The organism is Kitasatospora sp. NPDC001309 (genome assembly GCF_042896295.1).
GTDB lineage: Bacteria > Actinomycetota > Actinomycetes > Streptomycetales > Streptomycetaceae > Kitasatospora.
This window is the reverse complement of the sequence record NZ_JBIAXC010000043.1, coordinates 34,333-52,121: the sequence shown is the minus strand read 5'-3', so window position 1 is coordinate 52,121 and position 17,789 is coordinate 34,333. Positions and strand designations below refer to the sequence as shown.

Below are 17,789 nucleotides of genomic sequence, written 5' to 3'. Positions count from 1 at the left end.
TAACGCATGATCAGATAAAGGTGCGGCGGACAGATTAGCGCCTCCCCCCGACCGCACCCGTCCTGACGGCGTCCGCGACCGGCCGTACCGCTCAACCCAGCTGGGCCAGGCCCTCGGTGGCGATCCGCTCGAACACGGAGAGGTCGTTGGCGAAGATCGAGTCCGGCACCGGCCAGTGGATCACCAACTCGGTGATGCCCAGCTCCCGGTAGGTGCCGGCGAAGTCCACGAAGGCGTCCAGCGACTGGAGCGGCTTCTCCGCCGTGGAGCCCTGGAGCAGCATCTTCTCCAGCGTCGCCACGTCCCGGCCCTGCGCCTCGCAGGCCGCCGTGAGCTTCCCGATCTGCGCGGCGATCACGCCGGGCGCCTGCTCGACCGGCACGTCCGCCGGGCCCTTCGGGTCCCCGTAGGTCACCCAGCCCTGCCCGTACTCGGCCGCCAGCCGCATCCCCCGCGGACCGGCGGCGGCCACGTAGAACGGCACCCGCGGGGTCTGCACGCAGCCCGGGATGTTCCGCGCCTCGACCGCCGAGTAGTACGTGCCCTCGCGGGTGGTGGCGTCGGTGGTCAGCAGCTCGTCCAGCAGCGGCAGGAACTCGCCGAACCGGGCCGCCCGCTCCTTGGGCGACCACGCCTCCTGGCCCATCGCCGTCGCGTCGAAGCCCGTCCCGCCCGCACCGATGCCCAGCGTGAGCCGCCCGCCGGACACGTCGTCCAGCGTGATCAGCTCCTTCGCCAGCGTCACCGGGTGGCGGAAGTTCGGCGAGGTCACCAGCGTCCCCAGCCGGAGGCGCTCGGTCGCCGTGGCGGCGGCCGTCAGCGTCGGGACCGACCCGAACCAGGGCTCGTCGCGGAAGGACCGCCAGGACAGGTGGTCGTAGGTGTACGCGGCGTGGAATCCGAGGTCCTCGGCCCGCCGCCAGATCTTCTGTCCCTCGCTCCACCGGTGGATGGGGAGGATCACGGTGCTCAGACGCATGCCACCGACCCTAGCCGGACGGGCTGCCCCTGCGCCGGTAGGAGGCCGTCAGGGGTGCGGGCGGGTGCGTTGGGCCGGGAAGGCCGGGGCCGGGGCCTGGTCCGGGGTGCGGCGGGCGAGCTCGGCGAGGGTGTGGAACAGCACCTCGCCGAGCAGCACCGGCTCGCGGGAGGCGGCGGGGGGATCCGGGGAAGGGAGGGTCGGGGGCGGCTCGTCACGGAGCTGGCGAGTGGGCATGGCTCTTCCTGCCGACGGGGTGACCAGGGGGTTCCTGCCCGTCGGCCCGCCGCGACACCCCGGACGGGGGCGGATCGGCCGGAAAGCGGCGCAGGAAGGGCCGGAACCCGTCCTCACGGTCGGTCGGCCGCGGGCACCGCCACCGGGCCCGCCGCAGGCCCGCCGCGGGCCGCCCGCGGCGGTGACCGGGCGGCGGCGATGGGCGAAGATGGACCGGTGACCGAACCCCGCACCGCTCCCCGCCTCATCGCCACCGACCTGGACGGCACCCTGCTGTGCCCCGGCGGCACCGTCAGCGATCGCACCGCCGCGGCCCTGGCGGCGGCCGAGGCGGCCGGGGTGCAGGTGGTGTTCGTGACCGGCCGGCCGCCGCGCTGGATGCAGCAGGTGAGCCCGCACATCGGCGGTCACGGGGTGGCGATCTGCTCCAACGGCGGCGCGATCGTGGACGTGCGGCGCGGCGGCGAGCTGATCGAGTACTTCCCGATGCCGGCACCGACCTCGCTGGCCGTGGTCGAGGCGCTGCGGGCCGAGCTGCCCGGCACCTCCTTCGCCTTCGAGTACGCGGACGGCTGGGCCCGGGAGCCGGGGTACGAGGTGCTGATGTGGGGCGACACCGAGGTGCGGGCGGTCGGCCCGGCCGAGGAGCTGCTGGCGGACAGCGGCCCGGTGCGGGGCCTGTTCAAGCTGCTGGCCAAGCACCCGGACCTCGACCCCGACACCTTCCTCGCCGAGGCCCGGACGGCCGCCGGACACCTGGCGGAGATCACCCGCTCCTCGCCGATCGCCCTGCTGGAGATCAGCGCGCCCGGCGTCACCAAGGCCAGCACGCTGGCCCGTTGGTGCGCCGAGCACGGGATCGACCGGGCCGAGGTGGTGGCCTTCGGCGACATGCCGAACGACCTGGAGATGCTGGCCTGGGCCGGCACCGCGTACGCCGTCGCCAACGCGCACCCGCAGGTGCTGGCGGCGGTGCCGCTGCACACGGTGAGCAACGAGGAGGACGGCGTCGCGGCGGTGCTGGAGCGGCTGATCACCGACTCCGGCCGGTAACGCCCCTATCCGAAGCGGCCGTTGACGTAGTCGGAGGTCCGCTGGTCGCGCGGGCTGCCGAAGAGCCGCTCGGTCGGCCCGGCCTCGACGATCCGGCCCGGGGTGTCGTGGGTGGCGAGGAAGAACGCGCAGCGCTGGGAGACCCGCTGGGCCTGCTGCATGTTGTGGGTGACGATCACGATGGTAAGCCGCCCGCGCAGTTCGGCGATGGTCTCCTCGACCCGGCGGGTGGAGGTCGGGTCGAGCGCGGAGCACGGCTCGTCCATCAGCAGGATGTCCGGTGAGACGGCCAACGACCGCGCGATGCACAGGCGTTGCTGCTGCCCGCCGGAGAGGGAGCCGCCGGGGGCGTGCAGCCGGGCGGCCACCTCGTCCCACAGCCCGGCGCGGCGCAGGCTGGTCTCCACCAGGTGCTGGCGCTCCTCCTTGGAGACCTTGATCCCGGCCAGCTTGAGCCCGCTGGAGACGTTGTCCTGGATGGACATCGCCGGGAACGGGTTGGGCCGCTGGAACACCATGCCGATCCGGCGCCGCACCTCGGCGGGGCGCCGGCCGGGCCGGTAGACGTCGTCCCCGTCCAGCAGCACCTCGCCGGCCAGGGCGGCGCCGCGCACCATCTCGTGCATCCGGTTGAGGATCCGCAGGTAGGTGGACTTCCCGCAGCCGGACGGGCCGATCAGCGCGGTGACCTCGCCGGCCGGCATCGCCAGGGAGACCCGCTCCAGCACCTTGCGGCTGCCGAACCAGGCGGAGACGTCCCGGGTCTCCAGCCCGGCGAGCACCCCGTCGGGGCCCTGGGCCGGGACGACCGGCGGGGCGGGGGCCGGCGGGACCGGCGGGAGGGTGAGGGTGTCGGCGGCCGGGTCGACCGCCGCGTCGTGCGGCTGGTGCGTGGTGTCGGCGGTGTCGGTCATCGGTACGTCCTCCGGGCGCGCGTCAGTAGAGGTTGGGCAGCAGGGCGGCGGCGTTCTCGTAGACCGCCCAGAGCAGGGCGCCGACCACCGGCGCGGCGCTCAGGCAGGCGGGCGAGCGGCGCCAGTACCGGGCCAGCAGCAGCGCCCCGGCCACCGCGCAGAGCAGGGCGAGCGACCAGAGCTGGAGCGTGGCCAGCGCACCCTTGTCGGCGGCCAGCGCCTTGTCGTAGGGGACGGTGGCGGGGCGGCCGCCGGGGTTCTGCTGCGGGTCGCCCTCCAGCCGGGCGCCGATCAGCACGGTGGAGCCGGGGATCCAGTCGGAGTCCCCGGTGACCAGGACCAGCCGGTTGCGGGCCGGGTCGGTGATCGGGTGGTCGCCGTCGCCGTACACGTTGACCACGTAGGTGAACGTGCCCTGCCCGGTGGTGGTCTCGATCCGGTCGCCGACCCGCAGCCCGGACAGCCGGGCGAACGGCGCGCCGAAGGTCGCGCCGCGGCCGAACAGCACCGCCACCCCGCTCTGTCCGGGCAGTGCGGTGTCCCGGCGGTGGCCGGGGCCGCGCATCAGGTCCCGGCCGGTGGTGCCCTCGACCACCACGGCCTGGTGCAGGCCGATCGCCGGGATGTCCACCAGCGCCACCGGGTCGCCGTCGGCGGCCGCGCCGGTCGGGGCGACGGCCCGGGCCAGCTGGTCCCGGAAGGTCTTGTACGCCGTCGACTGGTAGTGCCGCTCCTGGACGTGCGAGAGCGTGAACAGGAAGCCGACGAAGCCCAGCACCAGCGCGGCCGCCAGGCTGGCCGCCCAGGCGCCCTGGAGGAAGCGGCGCCGGGCGGGGGTGACGGCGGCGGGCCGGGCCGGGGGCGCCTCGGCCGCGGGCGCCGGCCGGACCGGCGGCTTCTCCAGGACCGGTGCCGTCACGAGGCACCGCCCGAGCCCTTGCGCCGGCGCAGCAGCCGGCGGCCGAGCAGCGGCGGGACGAGGACGACGGCGAGCAGCTCGACGGCGGTCAGCGTGGACAGCGTCCAGTCCTCGGGCCTGCCGCTCACCTCGACCACGTTGGCCGCGACCTCGGTGGCGCCGCCCCGGCCGCGCGCGACCACCTGGCCGGTCTGCGGGTCGACCACGTCGCCGGAGCCGTCGCCCGCGGCGGGGTCGCCGGCCGCGGCGGCGTTCGGGTCACCGCCGCCGGCCGCGGCGCCGCCGGTGCCGGCCGCGTCGGCGCCGGTGCCGCTGCCGCCGGAGCCGCCCGAACCGCCGGTGCCGTGGCCGGTGCCGCCCGTTCCGCCGGAGCCGGCGGCCGCGCCGCCGGTGCCACCGGAACCGCCGGAGCCGCCCGAACCGGTCTTGACCGCCTGGCCGTTCTGGACGGTGCAGTCCAGCGGGGCGCCCTGCTTGTCGCAGGGGCTCGGCTGCGGGGCGTTCTTGAGGACGGTCAGCTCACCGGCGGAGTTGAAGGTCGGGTTGGCGCAGTTGGCCAGGGTGTCCGGGTTGACCGGGCTGGCGTTGCCGGGGATCGACTTGGTCTGCAGCAGCCCGCCCTTGACCAGGCCGCGCGGGATCGGCGAGTAGCCCAGGCCGTCGGCCTCGCCCTGGCCCTCGCACAGCACGTAGGCGAGGAAGCGGCTGAGCGCGGCGCCCTTGTCGTTGTTGAACCGGCCCGGCGGGGGCAGCGCGGCGCCGGCCCGCGGCACGATCACGTAGCTGTAGCTGGAGATCGGGTACGAGCGCGGGTCGTCCATGGTGTAGACGCCGTCGAGGTTCTGCTGGAGGTAGTTCGGGTCGGACGCCGGGGTGTCGTCGTCCACACCGCGGATCTTGGCGGCGGTGAGCGCGATGGCCACGTTGGAGGCGGTCGGCAGCGAGTAGTAGCCGGCCTGGTTGAGCACCTTCACGACCGGCCAGTTGCTGCGCTTGGCGAAGGCGTACTCGTCGTAGCCGATGGTGCCCAGGCCGGCCGCGGCCTTGATGTAGCCGGCGACGACGTCGGAGCCGTTCTGGGCGACCATCCGGCCGGACGGCGGGAAGAACTCGGTGTAGTCACCGCAGGTGGTGCCGTTGACCGAGGAGCAGTAGGCGTCCCACTGGTCCTTGTGGGTGTGCTCCATCCAGCGGGTGAACTGCGCGGTGGCGCCGGAGCCGTCCGAGCGGACCACCGGGGTGATCGGCAGGTTGGGCAGCTGCTTGCCGTAGTCGGCGGTGATCTTCTGGTCGTTCCAGTTGGTGATCTTGTTGGTGAAGATGTCCACGACGGTCTGCGGGGACAGCCGCAGGTCGCGGACCTGCTTGCCGCCGACCACCAGGTTGTACATGAAGGTCGTGCCGCCCGCGGTGATCGGCACGTAGGAGAAGCCGTAGACCGGGTTCTCCCTGGTGCCCTGACCGCTGGTGCGGGCACCGGAGTTGAGGCCGGTGTCCTCGGCGCTGCGGAACGGCACGTCCGAGGCGGTGAAGTCGTCCTGCCCGTTGCTCCAGGCGGTCCGGCCGGCCGCCGACCCCACCGGGTTGAAGCTGATCTGGATGCCCTGCGGCCCGACGTCCTGGCGCCACTGGTCGATGGCCGGGCCGGCCCAGCTGGAGCCGTCGGCGCTGAGCGCGACCGAGGCGGCGAAGGCAGGAGCGGCCTGCCCGAACAGCAGGGTGCCCGCGGCGAGCAGCAACGCGGACAGGCACGCCAGGACACGGGCCACGGAGCGCCTTGCGGCCTCCCATGACATGAGAACTCCTCTGGTACGGAGGGTGGTTGGACGGTTCATCAGCTGTTCCCGGGCAGTGCGACGGGCGGGTGGGCGACGGGCGGGTGGGCGACGGGCGGATGGGCGACGGGCGGATGGGCGACGGGCGCGTGGGCACCGGCCCGGGCGGCCCGGGCGGCGCTCTCGGCCCGCCGCGCCTCCCGGTCGATCCGGCGCCGCTGACCGCGCGTCAGCTCACCCGGACGGCGGCCGCCGAGCACCCGCGCGGTGACGAAGAGGACCAGCACCAGCGCCATCAGGGTCAGCCCCGCCGCGAAGGCCCGGGCGACCATCTCGGGGTAGGGCTGCTTGACGTAGTTCCAGACGTACAGGGGCAGCGACACCTGGTGCTCGTGGAACGGGTCGGCGTTGAACTGCGGGGTGAAGCCCGAGGTCAGCAGCACCGGCGAGGTCTCCCCGATGCCGCGCGCCACCCCGAGCACGACCGCCGTGACGAGGCCGGGCCGGGCGGTCGGCAGGACGACGTTCCACACCGTCCGCCACTGGCTGCCGCCCAGCGCGTACGAGGCCTCGCGCAGGGTGCCGGGCACCAGGCGGATGACCACCTCGGAGGCCCGGGTGACGATCGGCATCATCATCACCGTGAGGGCGAGCGAGGCCGCGAAGCCGCTCTTGTCGAAGCCGAGCGTCAGGATCACGATGCCGAGCACGAACAGCCCGGCGACGATCGACGGCAGTGCCGTCATCGCCTCCACCAGGGTCCGCACCGGCTTGGCCATCCGGCCGCCGACCTCGGACATGAAGATCGCCGCGGCGATGCCCAGCGGCACGGCGAACAGGGTGGCCAGGCCGACCTGTTCGAGCGAGCCGACGATCGCGTTCAGCGCGCCGCCGGAGGTGATCGGGGAGAGCGCGGCGGTGCGCTCCATCGACTCGGTGAAGAAGTTGAGGTGCTGGGCGGCCTCGTAGCCGCGCACCGCCAGGTAGCCGACCTGGTCGACGATGAGCGCCAGCACCAGCAGGCCGGCGCTCCACGCCACGACGGAGACCAGGCGCTCGCGCACCAGCAGCGGGCCCCACTGGAGCCGGCCGAGCGTGAAGTAGGCGGCCAGGAACAGCAGGTACCAGCAGACCAGGAAGCCGAAGGCGCCGCTGAACGGCAGCACCCGCTCGTACAGCGTCCAGTTCAGGGCCAGCGAGCCGATCGACGAGCCGGCCACGGTGAACACGTCCTCGCGGGTGACGCCGCCGAGCTTCACCCGCTTCTCCGGGCGCGGCTCCGCCGGGCCGGCCGGGGGCGCGGCGGGCCCCTGGGCGGCGGGCCCCGGGACGGCGGCGGCCGGAGGCAGGTCGAGCGTGGTCATCGGGTCGTTCCCTTCGACAGGGTCTCGGCCGGGGGACCGGCGGGGGTGGCCGGCGGGAGTGCGGCCGACGGGGCCGCCGGGGGTGCGGCGGGGGTCTCAGCGGGACCGGTCATGTCCGTGCGCCGCCTCAGTCGGCGGTCGAGGCCCCGGAGCGGGACCGGTTGATCACGAAGCCGGCCGCCACGTTGACCAGCAGGGTCAGCGCGAACAGCACCAGGCCGGCCGCCATCAGCGCGGAGAGCGAGAGCGCGTCCGACTCGCCGAAGCGCAGCGCGATGAGCGCCGAGATCGAGTTGGCGCCGTTCTCCAGGATGTGGCTGATGGCCTTGAAGTTCGGGGAGATGATCAGCGCGACCGCGATCGTCTCGCCCATCGCCCGGCCGAAGCCCAGCATGACCGCGCCGATCACACCGCCGCGGCCGAACGGCAGCACCACCGTGCGCACCATCCCCCACCGGGTCGAGCCGAGCGCGTAGGCGCCCTCCCGCTCGCCCTGCGGGGCCTGGGAGAAGACCTCCCGGCTGAGCGAGGTGACGATCGGGATGATCATCAGCGCGACGACGACGCCCGCGATGAACGTGGAGGAGGTGTAGGAGGTCCCGATGTCGCCGGTGCGCACCTTGAGGAAGGGGACCGTGTCCCCGAGGTGGTTGGAGAGCCAGCGGCTGAAACCGATGATCCTCGGCTGGAGGAAGAACAGCCCCCACAGGCCGTAGATGATGCTCGGGATCGCCGCCATCAGGTCGACCAGCGAGACCAGCGAGGCGCGCAGCCGGACCGGCGCGTACTCGGAGATGAAGACCGCCGTGGAGAGCGCCACCGGGACGGCGATGACCAGCGCGATCACGGCGATCAGCAGACCGTTCGGCAGGACGGCGGCGATGCCGAAGGTGTGCGCGGCGGTCTGCCACTTCTGCTCGGTCAGGAAGGACCAGCCCACGGCGCGCAGCGCGTCCGAGCCGCGCAGCAGCAGGAAGAACGCGATCAGGCCCATGATCGCGAACACCGAGAGCCCGGCCACCCGCAGCACCCCGCGGAACACCCGGTCGCCGGGGGTCGCGGGGGAGGTGATGACGCGCGGGACGTCGGTGCCGGCTCCGCGGTCGGCTCCGCGGTCGGGTCTGCCCGGGGCCCCGGCGGACGAGGCCGCGGGCTCGGCGGCGGCTGTCATGCTCTGCTCTCCGTGCTCGGGTGCGGATGGCCGGGCTGCGCCCGGACCGGACGGTGGCGCGACGTGGCGCCGGTCGCGCTCGGCGGCTCCGGTGGGGGCTCGGCGGCGCGAAATCGTTGTGGGGGCGGCCGGTTGGCACGGGGCCGCGGTTCCGGTGCGTACCCATTCGGCCATCCGGAGGTGTCCGCCCTGGGTCGCACGCGTGTACGGGGCCCCAACGAGCCAGTTCGGTGCTGGAGTTGACCGCCACCGGTGGCCGGATCCTTTCCGGCCACCGGTGCGGCGACGGTCAACTCGGCCTTCCTGCCGGATGGTTGGGCCATGGGCCCGACGGCTCGGCGGGCCGGGACGGCGGCCTCGCCGAGCCGTCAGCCGTCAGCCGTCGGCCGTCAGGGGCGACGGCGCAACCGCGCCCAGCCGTTGCGCAGCCCCGCCAGCGTCCGCTCCCCGGCCGGTGTCCCGCCCAGGACCAGCGCCGCCGGCCCGCCGACCAGCAGCACCAGGCCGCCGATCAGCGCGATCGGGAGCAGCAGGCGCGCGGCGCCGGAGCGGTCCGCGGCCGGTGTCCCGGCCGCGACGGGCGCGGCGCTCAGCGACTTGCCGGGCGTGCTCGGCGAGGCGCCCGGGGTCTTGCCCCCGGCGGTGGCCGCGGCCGCGGCGGCGCCCCCGGTGGTCGCGGCGCCCTCCCCGGGGCCGCCGGTCGAGGCCCCGCCGAGGCCGCCACCGCTCGTGCCGTTGTCGGTCCCGGCGCTGACCGGCGTGGTGCCGCCCGCCGAGCCGGAGCCCTCCGCCGGGGTCCCCCCACCGGTGCCCCCGTCGCCGGGGGTGACGGCCGGCGGGTTCGGCGGCGCGGCCTGGTTGCCGGGCAGCTTGGCGTCCTGGGCCGCCACGTGGGTGGCGGCGTCGGCCGCCTGGGCCCGCTGGGCGCTGGTGAGCGCCAGGAAGCCCGGCGCCAGGTGGCCCGGCTCGTTGCCGTAGACCTGGCCGCTGCTCGTGGTGGTCCGCAGGAACGTGGTGATCGCGGCGGCCTTGTCGGCCGGGACGCCCTGGGTGGGCACCATCGCGTACTGCACGGTGGTCAGCGGGTAGGCCCGCTGGTCGCGCGAGTACGCCGTGTCGGCGGTCCCGTACGGCAGCGACTGCACGCCCGTCGAGGCGTCGACGGTCATGTCGGCGACGGAGGCCTGGAAGCCGGTGGTCCCCGGGGAGACGAAGGCGCCGGCCGGGTTGAGCAGCTGGGCTTCGGGGAGGGAGTAGGCCTTGGCCTGGCCGGTGTCCATGATCGCGATCAGCATCCGCTGTCCGACGTCCACCGGCGCGCACTGGTCGTGCCCGCCGGTTCCGTTGAGCCCGGGGTTGACGCAGGTCGCCTTGTTCTGCAGGAACCCGCGCGCGACCTGGCCCAGTCCGCTCGTGACCGGGTTCCACTCGTACTGCATCAGGTGCTGGTAGGCGTCGACCTTGCTGCCGACGATCCCGGAGGAGTCCTGCCGGGAGAAGGAGTCGACCGGGTAGCCGGAGAACGCGGGCCGGAGGTAGTAGGTGTTCACGTGCATGCCCCACGGGTCGGACTCGCCGTCCAGGAAGCGGGCGGCGTCCGGGTCCGAGGCGATCCACGAGGTCAACTGGTACGTCAGGTCGGTCGTCCCGCCCACCACGGTCGGGCTGAAGTCGAACATGTCGCAGAACCTGGGCCACTTGAGCCCCGAGGTCGCCGGCAGCTGGTTCAGCTGGAGGAACTCGGGATCCGCGAAGAGGCAGGTCGGATTGCCCTTCACCGAGGTGACCACGCCGCCGCGGGGCGCGTAGGACTGGGTGAGCAGCTTGGCCATCAGCCGCGCGTTGAGCTTCATGTCGCGGATCTGCCGACCGGTGTCCTGGTCGTCCACCGAGAACACGACCGAGATGCCCGAGGTCGCCAGCGGCGCGTAGACGTAGGGCCGGGCCGGTGGTGAACCGTCCGCCCGCGCGGTCAGCGCCACGTCCGTGGATCCGCCGAGGAAGCGCGAACGGGCCTGCGGCTCACCGCCGGCCGACACGTACCGGACGGCCATCGGCGAATCGCTCAGGCACAGGCCCGCACGCCACTGCTGCATGGCCCGGTTGAACATCTCCAGGCCCTCCGCGTCGAACGAACCGTTCTGCGACGCACAGGCCTGGGCCACCGGCGCGAAGGACAGCGGGATCACGATGCCGTTCTCCCACGCGCACTGCTCGCCGCTCGACATGCCGTTGGCCGCGTAGCTGAACAGCACCGCGTCGCTCGCGAGCGAGCTCGAACTGTCGAGCGAATGGTTCAGGCAGTCGACCGAGGCCGTCGGGGTGGTCCGGCCGAGGCTGTCGCCACCGTAGTTGGCCTCCACCACGAGGGAGCACGGGTGGGTGTCGTCACAGCCCAGCGTCGGGGCCTGGGCCTGGGTGTAGAGCTCGATGTTCGCGGCGCCGGTGCCGTCCGCACCGGTCGGGGCGATCGCCATGTTGCTCGGGAAGTCGGGCGCGGTGCTCGACCCGGGCGGCAGGGTCTGCTGGAAGCCCGCGTTCGCGTCACCGCCGAACAGCGAGCTGTTGTAGCAGTCGGTCACCTTCGGAGTGGCGCCGCGGCACTCGTAGATCCGCACGGGGTAGAGGTACTTGGCCTCGCCGACCCGCGCCAGGGTGACCTGTTGGCCGCTGGTGGTCTTGGTGGGCGTGAAGCCGCTCCAGGAGACCTGCACCACCTGGTTGACCAGGTTCTTCGTCTGGGAGACCGTGATCTTGCCGGCCCGGCCGCGCGTCCCGGTCGCCGGGTCGAGCACCTTGGGCCCCGCCACGGTCACGCTGGAGGACTCCGCCACCGCCTGCGGCCCGGCCCCCAGGCCGATCGGCACCACACCGAGCGCCACCACCACCGACCACACCAGCGCGATCGCCGGAAGTCGGCGGCGCCATCTCCCCGGATCCCTCCGGTCGGGCAATCGGACTCTCATGGTGGGCACCTCCGTGCGGATCCGCGCCGCCCAGCACGCGGCGCAAGGTGGGATCGGGCATGCCGACGGCCGGGCACCCCCAGTACCCACCATTCGGCCAGCCGGACGTGTCCGGATCCGGTCGACAGGATGTACGAGAACACAACGCGGCGCCCCTGGAACGGAGTTGAGTGCTCCCCTTGGCACACGAGCGGGCCCGCGCCGAGGCGCGGGCCCGCGGGGCACCCGGGGTCGTCCGGGACCTTCCGACGAGGAGCCGGATCAGCTGCCGGGGGTGTAGGTCAGCGCGAAGGAGCCGAGCGACTGACCGCCCGTGAAGTACGTGGTGCCCAGCGCGCTGTCGAGGTACTGCGCGCCGGCCGGGTCCAGCTGCAGGCTGGAGGCCGAGAGCGACTGGGTGGTGCCCGTGCGGCCGATCTGGGTGTCGCCCAGCGGGTCCAGCAGGGCCACCGGCGCGGTGCCGCCGTTCGGGACCGCCGAGACGTTCCAGTCACGGACCTTGAAGCCGAGCTGCTTGAACGTGACGGTCTTGCCGTTGTTCAGGTTGACGAAGAGCAGTCCGCCACCGAGCTGCACCTGCCCGGAGAACGACGGGATGTTGGCGACGCCGCCCGTCACCGGGAAGGTGCTGGTCACGACGTTGTTGGTGACGTCCGCCGTGGCCGGCGTCAACGGGACGACGGCGATGCCGCCGAGCAGGGTCTTGGCCAGGAACTGCTGGTCGACCGTGACCACGGCACTGCCGGTGGGCGCGGTGGTGGTGGCCGTGGTGTCGGCCGCGGCCACACCGCTGAATCCGGTGATCGCGAGGACCACGGCGATCCCGGTGGCGGCGAGACGGACGCCGGTTCTTGCCATGTCGTACTCCCTGGGAGAGGTGGGATGGTGCGGTGGTGACAGTTGGTCAAGGGATGAGCACGCCGCCGCAGGCGCCGGCCGGGAGCGGCAGGAAGCCGTAGGTCCTGATGTCGGCGGCTGCCGTGGAACTGGTGCAGATCCAGCCGTCAGGCCCGAAGACGCCGCGCAGCGCGGCTCCGTGTGCGTCGGTCGCCGCCCAGTCCGCGTCGCGGACCACGACGTAGACCGTTTGCCCGTGGAGGGTGAGGAAGTCGGTGTTGATCGCCCGGCCCGTCGCGTCGACCGGGGCCGTTCCGTCGATGCCGCGGATGGTCAGGAGCCCCTGGGTGTCGGCCCCGCTGCCCCGGCCGTAGTACGCCTGGCCGATGTAGTGCCCCACGGAGTAGGGAACCAGCACGTCCGGGTCGTTGAGCTTCGGGTCGCTGCCCTGGCCTTCGGTCACCGTCCGGTCGTCGATGCAGCTGTTGACCGTGTGGATGCCCAGCGCGGCGAGGAAGGACGCCCGGGTTCCGGAGCCCGCCTTCGGGAGGAAGGGCTTGATGGTGCTGCCGGGAAGGGCGGGGTCGATCTGCTTCCACGTGGTGACGTCGCAGTCGTAGATGTCCTTGAGGTTCTGCGTCGTCAGGTTCGCCGGCGCGTTGCCGTTGCCCGGCGCGGCCCAGGACAGCGCGTCGTCCGCGTAGTTCACGAAGTCGAAGTACCGGGGGTCGGTCGGCAGCGGGCCGCGCGAGGAGCGGGCGAAGTCGACGGTCGCGCCGGTGCTGTTCTTGAGGGCCGAGATGCCGACCTCCGCGCCGTTCGGGCGCGCGATCGTGGTGGCACCGGTCTTGGTGGTGATCGTCGGCGCCCCGGTCGCGTCCCAGCTGTACAGCCGGGGTGTCGTGGTGTCCGAGCCCGGGATCGTGGCGTTGTAGTCGGCCGAGAACTGGTTCAGCACGGCCTGGCTGTCGGCGTCCCCCACCCCCACGAGGTCCTGTGCGGCCGGCAGCGCCGGCCCTGCCGGGTCCGCCACGGCCGGGCCGCCGCCGGGGGCCACCGCGACCGAGGCCGCCAGGACGGCCGTGACGAGCGGCTTCCGCCACGTCCTGCGCATCGTTCTCCGGTTCCCTTCGGTCGGCTCCCGACGGCCGACGGCCACGGGCGGCGGGCCCGTGGCCGTCGGATCGTGCGGGGTGTGATCAGGAGTGGATGGTGCTGCCGCAGGCGCCGGCGTTCAGCGGAAGGAAGCCGAAGCTCTTGAGGTCGGCCTTCGCGGTGGCGTTGGTGCAGACCCAGCCGGTGGTACCGAAGATGCTGCGCAGCGCGGTGCCGTGGGCGTCGGTCGCCTTCCAGTCCGCGTCACGGACCACGTTGTAGACCGTGCGGGCGTAGGAGGTGGCGGCGAAGTCGCCGTTGATCACCTTGTTGGTGGTGTCGACCGGCGCGGTGTTGTCGATGCTGCGGATGGTCAGCGGGCCCTGGACGTCGGAGCCGCTGCCCTTGCCGTAGTACACCTGGCCGATGTAGTGGGCGACGGAGTACGGGACCAGCGCGTCGGGGTCGGACAGGTTGGTGTCGCTGCCCTCGTTCTCCTGGACGCCCTCGGTGACGCACGGCTTGATGGTGGAGATGCCGAGCACGGAGAGGAAGAACGACCGGGTGCCGGAGTTGGCCTGCGGCAGGTACGGCTTGATGGTGTTGCTGGGCAGGCTGGGGTCGATCTGGTCCCAGGTGGTGATGTTGCAGTTGTAGATGTCCTTGAGGTTCTGCGTCGTCAGGTTGGCCGGCGCGTCACCGTTGTTCGGCGCGGCCCAGGCCACCGCGTCCGTCGCGTAGGCGACGAAGTCGAAGGTGTTCGGGTCGGTCGACTGCGGGCCGCGCGAGGAGCGGGCGAAGTCGACGGTCGCGCTGGTGTTGTTCTTGAGGGCCGAGATGCCGGCGCCGGAGCCGTTCGGGCGGGCGATCGAGGTCGCACCGGTCTTGGTGGTGATCGGCGAGGAACCGGTCGCGTCCCAGCTGTACAGGTGCGGCAGGGTGGAGCCGGCGCCCAGGTACGCGTTGTAGTCGGTGGAGAACTGGTTCAGCACGGCCTGGGTGGTGTCCGAGCCGACGCCGACGATGTCCTGGGCGGCCGGGGTGCCGGTCGGGTCGGCCAGGGCGGAGCCACTGGCGACGGTGACCAGGGAGGTCGCCAGGGCGGCGACGGTGAGCAGCTTGGCAGCGGTCTTACGCATGTTCCTCTTCCTCCGAGGGAGAGACGTCCATCGCGTGAACCCGTGCTCCGGGGGGAGTCCGGGGCCGGGGGCCGTGTCTGCTGCGGCCGCTCCGGCAGTGCCGATCCTGTCCGGCCGGGAGGTTCCGTCGGAAGGGCCGTCGGGGCCGGGCGGCGAATGTCGACTCATCGGTTCGACGAGGTTTAGGCACTGGTCAACGCGGATGTGACAGGGGCGGAACAGGGGTGACGAACCCGGTCGACGTTCTTCTCCAGGAGGCGGCTCGGGGTGTTGCCGGAAACCTGCGCTTCACCGGAACAGCACGAAGCGGAACGGCCCGGAGCAGAACCGTACGGAGCTGTACGGAGTAGGACGGAGCCGGACGGTACGAAGCGGAGCCGGCGCTACAGCGGCCAGCGGCCGTCACGGCCGGACCGCCGCAACTCCTGCCCGACCCACTGGAGTCCGGCCAGGAAGCCCTCGACGCCGGCCTGGCACTGGTCGCGCCGCAGGTAGCCGCGGGCACTGCGGGCGACCGGGACGGCGGGGGTCGCGCCCGGCCGGGTGGTGCGCACCGGCAGGTGGGCGGACCAGACCCACTGGCGGCCCTCGGCCTGGACGGTCGAGCAGCGCAGGGCGGCCCGTTCGATGATCAGTTCGCGCACCGCGTCGGCGAGTTCCTCCTCGCTGCGGTACGTCCGCACGCCGACGCCGAGCGGCCGCCCGTTGGCGGCGCGCAGCGCCCAGCCCACGCAGCGGTCGGCCGCGGGCACGATCAGCAGCCGCGGTCCGCGCCGCTCAGCTGCCATCGGGGCGTCTCAACGACACTGCTCTCCTCGGGAGTTCACGTGCGGGCGCGTCGCGGAAGGGCACATCGCGCACGGACCGCTCGCGCACCGACCCCTCGCGGACGGGAGCCTCGCGGACCGACCCCTCGCGGACGGGTGGCTCGTGGACCGCCGGCTCGCGCGGCGGCTGCTTGGCGAGCAGCACGACGAAGCGGCGGAAGGCGTTCTGGCACGTCGCGTACCGTTCGTACGCGCGGCTGGAGCGCACCTCGGGCAGGCTGCGCGATCCGGGGACGACCCAGATCCAGCCGAGCCCGTCGCGGACATGGGTGATCCGCGCGGTCAGTCCGTCGGCGCCGGCGCGCAGTCCGTCGAAGCCCCGCTCGGCCTCGCCCGCCGTCTCGAACAGCGCGGAGGTGATCGCCACCACCCGGCCGTTGGGTGCCTTCAGCTGCCAGCGGTAGCGCCCGTCCGGTGCACGCTCGGTCCGGAACCCCCCTCGGCTCGCCCCTGCTGCGGTGTGACCGCGGCCGGAACCGTCCACTGCCCCCTCCGTCCGGTTTCCCCTCCGGGACGGAGCCAAGCTATGTGTGCACACGGAACCGCCGAAAGCCCAGAACGTTCACAACTTGCGCCGTTGGTCGGGAAGTTCTCCCTCGTTCAGCTTTCATCTGTCGGTACCGGAACGGTCACAGCCGGGCCGTCCAGCGGACCACGGCGCCCTTCCGGTAGGGCCCGCGCTCGTGCCACGCGGCGCCGCCGAGGGCCTCGGCGCGCCGGGTGAGGTTGAGCAGTCCGCTGCGCCGGCCGCCCTGGGGGATGCCGACGCCGTCGTCGGTGACGGTCAGCAGCACGCCGGGCCGCCCGCCCCGGTCCAGCGACTCGGGGTCGCCGCCGATGGGCCGTCCGGCGTCGTCCAGGTGGACGGTCGCGTCGATCTCGACCCCGACCCGGGAGGCGCGGGCGTGCCGGGCCGTGTTGGAGAGCATCTCGCGCAGGGCCGCGAGGAGTTGGCGGCCGGTGTTCTCGCCGACCAGGCTCTCGACCGGGCCGACGAAGCTCACCGAGGGCTTGAAGCCGAGGGCGGCGGCGGCCTGGCTGGCCTCGCGCAGGACGCGGGTGCGCAGGGTGTCGGGGGCGTCGCCGTGGTTGTCGTGCTGGAGCGCGTAGATGGTGGTGCGGACCTCCTGGATGGTGGCGTCCAGTTCGTCGACCGCCTTGCCGATGCCCACCTTGACCTCGGGGACGACGGACCGGCGGGCGGCGCTCTCCAGCATCATCCCGGTGGCGAACAGCCGTTGGATGACGAGGTCGTGGAGGTCGCGGGCGATCCGGTCGCGGTCCTGGAAGACGGCCAGCCGCTGCTGGTCGCGCTGGCCCTCGGCGAGCCGCAGGGCCAGCGCGGCCTGGGAGGCGAAGGTCTCGGCGAGCTGCTTCTCGGAGTCGGTGAACGGCAGGGCGCCGCGCGAGCGCCAGACGCAGAGGCCGCCGAGCACCCGCCCGGCGGCGACCATGGGCACGGCCAGGGACGGGCCGAAGCTGCGGGCGAGCCGCATCACCACGGTGGGGTCGCTGGACATGTCGTCGAGGTGGACGCTGTCGCCCTCCAGCAGCTGGGCGGCGAAGCTGTCCTTGGGCAGCAGTTCGCCGCGGACGAACTCGGCGGCCTCGCCGGAGGCGTGGGCGACCCGCATCTGCCCGTCACCCTCCGCCGAGGAACCCGCCGAGCCCGCCGAGCCCGCCGCTCCGGGCGGGCCGGCCGGACCGGTGGGCAGCAGGATCATGCCGAGCGCGGCGCCCGCCAGCTCCCGGACCTGCTCGGCGGCGACGGTGAGCGCGCCCTCGGCCTGCTCGGTGGAGAGCAGCGCGGTGGTGACGGCCGCGGCACCGGCGATCCAGCGTTCCCGGCGGCGGCCCTCCTCGTACAGCCGGGAGTTCTCGATGGCGACGCCGGCGGCCGCGGCGAGCGCGTGCACGACCTGTTCGTCCTCGGGCGTGAAGGCGCCGCCGCCCTTCTTCTCGGTGAGGTAGAGGTTGCCGAAGACCTCCTCGCGGACCCGGATCGGCACGCCCAGGAAGGTCTTCATCTGCGGGTGGTGCGGCGGGAAGCCGGAGGAGCGCGGGTCGGCGCCGAGGTCGGCGAGCCGCAGCGGTTCGGGGCGGTCGATGAGCGCGCCGAGGATGCCGCGACCGGCGGGCAGTTCGCCGATCTCGGCGGCGGTGCCGTCGTCGATGCCGACGTGGATGAAGTCGGCCAGGCCGTGCCCGCCGGGGGCGATCACGCCGAGGGCCGCGTACCGGGCGTCGACGAGTTCGGCGGCGCCGGTGGCGATCCGCTGCAGGGTGGCGTGCAGGTCGAGTCCGGCCCCGATGGAGACCACCGCCTCCAGCAGGCGCTGCATCCGGTCGGTGACGGCGGCGGCGGACTGCAGCCGCTCCGCGACCTCGGTGACCAGGGTGTCCAGCCCGAGCGAGGCGATCTCGGGCACCCGGTGGGGGGTGGGCTCGGGGGCGGTCTCGGGGAGGTCCGGCGTGGGGTCCATGGAGAAAGCCTACTTTTGTACGGTTTTCAG

General features: G+C 73.3%; 14 protein-coding genes and 1 pseudogene. 1 reads left to right on the top strand and 14 read right to left on the bottom strand.

Going from position 1 to position 17,789, the window contains the following annotated elements:
* Window positions 1-91 precede the first annotated feature (91 nt).
* Window positions 92-982: pseudogene (locus ACFY2K_RS33185) on the bottom strand (LLM class flavin-dependent oxidoreductase); the annotation flags it as partial.
* Window positions 983-1,027: 45 nt separating this feature from the next.
* A complete protein-coding gene (locus ACFY2K_RS33180; RefSeq protein WP_375895290.1) occupies window positions 1,028-1,216 on the bottom strand; it encodes a hypothetical protein in 189 nt (62 codons plus the stop codon).
* A gap of 198 nt (window positions 1,217-1,414) precedes the next feature.
* Between ACFY2K_RS33180 and ACFY2K_RS33175 the strand changes: the two genes are divergently transcribed.
* Window positions 1,415-2,269, top strand: a complete 855-nt coding sequence (locus ACFY2K_RS33175; protein WP_387716375.1) for an HAD family hydrolase — start codon at window positions 1,415-1,417, stop codon at window positions 2,267-2,269.
* A gap of 5 nt (window positions 2,270-2,274) precedes the next feature.
* On the opposite strand, the gene ACFY2K_RS33170 is transcribed toward ACFY2K_RS33175, so the two are convergent.
* The 12 genes from ACFY2K_RS33170 to ACFY2K_RS33115 all read right to left on the bottom strand — a co-directional run bounded on the left by ACFY2K_RS33170 (window position 2,275) and on the right by ACFY2K_RS33115 (window position 17,759).
* Window positions 2,275-3,051 carry a phosphate ABC transporter ATP-binding protein gene (locus ACFY2K_RS33170; RefSeq protein WP_380592133.1) on the bottom strand — a complete coding sequence of 259 codons (777 nt, stop codon included), beginning with the start codon at window positions 3,049-3,051 and terminating at the stop codon, window positions 2,275-2,277.
* Between the two features lie 154 nt (window positions 3,052-3,205).
* Window positions 3,206-4,102 (bottom strand): sortase, encoded by an 897-nt coding sequence (locus ACFY2K_RS33165; RefSeq protein ID WP_380528399.1) that lies wholly within the window; start codon window positions 4,100-4,102, stop codon window positions 3,206-3,208.
* Window positions 4,099-5,871, bottom strand: a complete 1,773-nt coding sequence (locus tag ACFY2K_RS33160; protein WP_387716373.1) for a substrate-binding domain-containing protein — start codon at window positions 5,869-5,871, stop codon at window positions 4,099-4,101. Before ACFY2K_RS33160 ends, ACFY2K_RS33165 begins: the two co-directional genes overlap by 4 nt.
* Before the next feature lie 65 nt (window positions 5,872-5,936).
* Window positions 5,937-7,241: a phosphate ABC transporter permease PstA gene (pstA, locus tag ACFY2K_RS33155; protein WP_380528403.1), complete on the bottom strand. Its 1,305-nt coding sequence runs from the start codon at window positions 7,239-7,241 to the stop codon at window positions 5,937-5,939.
* A gap of 127 nt (window positions 7,242-7,368) precedes the next feature.
* Window positions 7,369-8,412: a phosphate ABC transporter permease subunit PstC gene (gene pstC / locus ACFY2K_RS33150; RefSeq protein WP_380592119.1), complete on the bottom strand. Its 1,044-nt coding sequence runs from the start codon at window positions 8,410-8,412 to the stop codon at window positions 7,369-7,371.
* A gap of 389 nt (window positions 8,413-8,801) precedes the next feature.
* Window positions 8,802-11,378 (bottom strand): hypothetical protein, encoded by a 2,577-nt coding sequence (locus tag ACFY2K_RS33145; RefSeq protein ID WP_387716371.1) that lies wholly within the window; start codon window positions 11,376-11,378, stop codon window positions 8,802-8,804.
* A 261-nt stretch (window positions 11,379-11,639) separates the two neighbouring features.
* Entirely contained in the window at window positions 11,640-12,236 is a 597-nt protein-coding gene (locus tag ACFY2K_RS33140) for a hypothetical protein (protein ID WP_380528411.1), read from the bottom strand.
* A 46-nt stretch (window positions 12,237-12,282) separates the two neighbouring features.
* Complete coding sequence (locus ACFY2K_RS33135; RefSeq protein WP_387716369.1) at window positions 12,283-13,329, bottom strand: substrate-binding domain-containing protein; 1,047 nt, start codon at window positions 13,327-13,329, stop codon at window positions 12,283-12,285.
* 85 nt (window positions 13,330-13,414) lie between these two features.
* Window positions 13,415-14,449 (bottom strand): PstS family phosphate ABC transporter substrate-binding protein, encoded by a 1,035-nt coding sequence (locus ACFY2K_RS33130; protein ID WP_375895311.1) that lies wholly within the window; start codon window positions 14,447-14,449, stop codon window positions 13,415-13,417.
* A 383-nt stretch (window positions 14,450-14,832) separates the two neighbouring features.
* On the bottom strand, window positions 14,833-15,237 hold the full coding sequence (locus ACFY2K_RS33125) for a hypothetical protein (RefSeq protein WP_375895314.1): 405 nt from the start codon (window positions 15,235-15,237) through the stop codon (window positions 14,833-14,835).
* Window positions 15,227-15,760, bottom strand: coding sequence for a DUF1508 domain-containing protein (locus ACFY2K_RS33120; RefSeq protein WP_387716367.1), 534 nt, complete (start codon window positions 15,758-15,760; stop codon window positions 15,227-15,229). The genes ACFY2K_RS33125 and ACFY2K_RS33120 overlap by 11 nt, the downstream gene beginning before the upstream one ends.
* 145 nt (window positions 15,761-15,905) lie before the next feature.
* A complete protein-coding gene (locus tag ACFY2K_RS33115; protein WP_387716365.1) occupies window positions 15,906-17,759 on the bottom strand; it encodes a GAF domain-containing protein in 1,854 nt (617 codons plus the stop codon).
* Window positions 17,760-17,789 lie beyond the last annotated feature (30 nt).